Origin of the sequence: Microbacterium sp., from assembly GCF_035277845.1 — a bacterium.
In the GTDB taxonomy this organism is placed as follows: Bacteria; Actinomycetota; Actinomycetes; order Actinomycetales; family Microbacteriaceae; genus Microbacterium.
Genome location: NZ_DATEJS010000237.1, coordinates 1 through 3,691 on the forward strand (window position 1 = coordinate 1; position 3,691 = coordinate 3,691).

The window sequence follows — 3,691 nt, forward strand, 5'->3', positions numbered from 1 at the left end:
ATGACCGCCCCGACGCCGACGGCCTGCCCGATGCACGTGGTCGCGACATCCGGACGCACGTGCTGCATGGTGTCGTAGACGGCGAGCATGGCCGCCTCGTCGCCACCCTCGCAGTTGATGTAGAGCTGGATGTCGCGGTCGGGGCTGTCCGCGTCGAGGTGCAGCAGCTGGGCGATGAGCGCATTGGCCACCCCGGCGTCGATGCCGGTGCCGAGATAGACGACCCGCTCCGCCAGAAGGTGCGAGTAGACGTCCATGATCCGGTCGCCGCGCGGATCGCGGCTGATCACGTTCGGGATCGTGTACGAGCTCATGCTGCGTCCCTCCTCGGGGTCTCGACCGGCAGCCCGAGCCCCGCGGGCCGGCGCTGCTGCGGCGTCACCTGGGCGAAGTCGGTGACGATCTCATCGATGAATCCGTAGTCGAGGGCCTCCTGCGCGGTGTACCACCGGTCGTGCAGCGAGTCCTCGAAGATGCGGTCGATCGGCTGGCCGGTGTCGTCCGCGATGATGCCGAGCACGGTGTCCCGCATGTGCCGCAGGTCCCCGGCCTGCACCTCGACGTCGACCGCGGAGCCGCCGATGCCGGACGACCCCTGGTGCATGAGGATGCGGGCGTGCGGCAGGGCGCGGCGCTTGCCCGGCGTGCCGGCCGACAGCAGGAACTGTCCGGCGCTGCACGCGAGTCCGAGCGCGAGCGTCGACACGTCGTTCGGGATGAGGCGCATGACATCGCGGATCGCGAGCATCGAGGGCACGGAGCCGCCCGGCGAGTGGATCCAGAGGGCGATGTCGGATGCGGCATCCTCCGCGGCGAGCGACATCAGCTGCGTCATCAGGAGCGGCCCGTTGTCGTCGTCGAGCACGCCGTCGAGCACCAGCACCCGCTGCTGCAGGAGCTCGCGACGGGCCTCGGGCCCGAACACGGGGATCTTCGGTTCATCTGCCATGTGCCCAGCGTCGCGCGCCCGCGCCCGGCGCGGGGCGGCATCCGCTCCCGGTTGATCCGCGCCCGGCCGATCCGCCCTGGGCAGAACCCGCCGCGGGGCGTACGATCGCGCCCGGAGGCCGACATGACCGAGGGATCGCCCCAGCATCCGCACCGATGGGTGCCGCATCACCTGCTGCTCTACTACTCCGAGCCCGGCGCGCGCAGCCGCATCGGGGAGCTGTTCCCCGCGCACAGCGCGTATGCCCTGGCGTTCTCGCAGCGGCATCCGGGGGAGCCCGTGCTCATCGGCCCGTTCCCCGAGCCCGAGGAGGGGCAGCCGGGCGCACTGGCGATCTTCCGCGACCGCACCCTCGCCGCGCTGTTCGCCGAGTCCGACCCGTTCGTCGTGGAGGGTGCGGTCAGCGAATGGCGCATCCGCGAATGGTTCGTCTCGCCCGTGAGCGGGGCCCTCCGCGAGTGAGCCCGCCTCAGACCCGGCGGCTCGGGCTGCCGAGCACGTCGGTGACCGCCGAGGCGAGCGCCGCCATCACGTGGTCGGGATCGACGGTGCGGGACGCCTCCACCGCCTCCCGCGCCAGCCGCAGCCGCAGTTCGACGTCGGTGAGCACCTCGATGAGGGCGTTCGCGATGCCGTCGACGTCGCCGTCCGCGACGAGGATGCCGCCGCCGTCCTGCAGCGAGTCCTTCGGGCCGTACCGCACGTCGTAGCTGACCACGGGGCAGCCGTGCGCGAGCGCCTCGAGGATCGCGAGCCCCTGACCCTCGAACGCCGAGGTGAACAGCAGCACCGAGGCGTCGTCGAGCACGGCGCCGGGGTTGGTCGTCGGCCCCTGCAGGATGACGTGCGCTCCGAGGCCGAGCTCGTCGATCAGCTGCTGCAGCGCCTCGCGCTGGTTGCCGTCGCCGTAGACGTCCAGCACCGCGTTCGGCACCCGGGCGACCACCTGGGCCATCGCCCGGATGGCGTGGTCGATGCGCTTGCCCGGCGCGAGCCGGTTCAGCATCGCGATGCGCCCCTGAGTGCGCTCCGCCGGCGGGCGGACGGATGCCACCGCCGCCACCCCGTGCGGGACCACGATGTGCACGCCGTCGAGCTGGAACCGCTCGTGCACGTCCCGGCGCTGCTCGTCGGTCAGCCACAGCACGGCGTCGAAGCGCTCGGCCAGGCCGAACCAGCGGGTCCACAGCCCGTTGACCGCGGCATCCTTCGTGTACGGCGGTTCCAGGTGGATCGTGTGCGTGGCCTGGATGAGCCGCACGCCCGGATCGTCCCAGCCGGCCAGCAGCTCGCCGAGCTGCCGGGATTCGCACAGCACGACGACGGGCCGTTGCGGGTCGTCCTGACGCAGCCGGCGGACGAGCTCGTCGAGCCACGCCCGGTACAGCGCGCCGAAGCCGTCGAGCACGCCGGCGACGCGGCCGTCGCGGTCGTGCACGAGCACGGGTGCGGTGCTGATGTGCCAGTCGGGATCGCCGACGATGACCGGCATCCCGATCGTCGGCCGGCCGTGCGCGTCGAGCACGGTGCGGTAGTCGAGGGCGGGGTCCGCTGCCCCGGGCCGGGCGGCGGCACGCAGCCAGGATGCCGCTCCGCCGTCGGGGTCGGCGGCCTCGTCGAACAGGTTGCGCATGCGCGCCGGGTCGACCACGAGCTCCCGCTCGTCGAAGATGCGGCGGTGCCGGGCGTGGTCGGCGGGGGTGCCGGGATCGACCGTGAGGATCAGCGGCCCCTTGCCGTCGTGCACGCCGGCGGCGGCCATCTGCCGGGCCCGGGCGAGGGTCGCGAGCGTGTAGCCCCCGTCCAGGTCGGGGATGAGTCGGCTCGAGAGCACCAGGTAGTCGGCATCCGGGAACGAGGTCACGCCTCCATCATCCCCCGTGCCGGCGTCGTGCGTCGGGCGTCTCCCGCGGGTCTCCGGTACCGCCGGGACGTTGTGCAGGGAGATCGGGGGCTCGCGCCGGCGGGAAGCCCACCGCGGGGCGATTCCCCCTGTACAACGTCCCGGAGCGGGCGTGGACTGGGGTCGGGGCAGGTGGCAGGTGGCGGGGTGCGGACAGCACGACGCCCGGGGCCATGCGGCTCCGGGCGTCGTGATCCGTGTCGGTCGGCTCGCTCACCGACCGAGCGGGAGGATCACTCCCATTCGATGGTTGCCGGCGGCTTCGACGTGACGTCGAGCACGACGCGGTTGACCTCGCCCACCTCGTTGGTGATGCGGTTCGAGATCTTCGCGAGCACGTCGTAGGGCAGACGCGTCCAGTCGGCGGTCATGGCGTCCTCCGACGACACCGGGCGCAGCACGATCGGGTGCCCGTAGGTGCGGCCGTCGCCCTGCACGCCCACCGAGCGCACGTCGGCCAGCAGCACGACCGGGCACTGCCAGATCTCGCCGTCGAGGCCCGCCTTGCTGAGCTCCTCGCGGGCGATCGCGTCGGCCTCGCGCAGCACGTCGAGCCGGTCGCGGGTCACCTCGCCGATGATGCGGATGCCGAGACCCGGGCCGGGGAACGGCTGACGTCCGACGATCGCCTCGGGGATGCCGAGCTCGCGGCCGATCGCGCGCACCTCGTCCTTGAACAGGGTGCGCAGCGGCTCGATCAGGTCGAAGTCGAGGTCGTCGGGGAGACCGCCCACGTTGTGGTGGGACTTGATGTTCGCGGTGCCGGTGCCGCCCCCCGACTCGACGACGTCGGGGTAGAGCGTGCCCTGCACGAGGAACTTGATCGGCGCGCCCTCGGC

Annotated in this window: 4 protein-coding genes and 1 pseudogene; 1 reads left to right on the forward strand and 4 read right to left on the reverse strand. The window is 72.4% G+C overall.

Annotated elements, in window-relative coordinates; all coding sequences use genetic code 11:
• On the reverse strand, positions 1 to 314 hold a 314-nt coding region (locus tag VJR25_RS10385), incomplete at its 3' end, for a ClpP family protease (RefSeq protein ID WP_324114900.1).
• Entirely contained in the window at positions 311 to 949 is a 639-nt protein-coding gene (locus tag VJR25_RS10390; protein ID WP_324114901.1) for an ATP-dependent Clp protease proteolytic subunit, read from the reverse strand. The genes VJR25_RS10390 and VJR25_RS10385, both read right to left, overlap by 4 nt.
• Positions 950 to 1,072: 123 nt before the next feature.
• On the opposite strand from VJR25_RS10390, the gene VJR25_RS10395 reads away from it, so the two are divergent.
• A complete protein-coding gene (locus VJR25_RS10395) occupies positions 1,073 to 1,411 on the forward strand; it encodes a hypothetical protein (protein WP_324114902.1) in 339 nt (112 codons plus the stop codon).
• Between the two features lie 7 nt (positions 1,412 to 1,418).
• Here the strand turns inward: VJR25_RS10395 and VJR25_RS10400 are convergent, their stop codons facing one another.
• Both VJR25_RS10400 and VJR25_RS10405 read right to left on the reverse strand, forming a co-directional pair.
• A complete protein-coding gene (locus tag VJR25_RS10400; protein WP_324114903.1) occupies positions 1,419 to 2,813 on the reverse strand; it encodes a glycosyltransferase in 1,395 nt (464 codons plus the stop codon).
• Positions 2,814 to 3,085: 272 nt separating this feature from the next.
• Positions 3,086 to 3,691: pseudogene (locus tag VJR25_RS10405) on the reverse strand (GMP synthase (glutamine-hydrolyzing)); the annotation flags it as partial.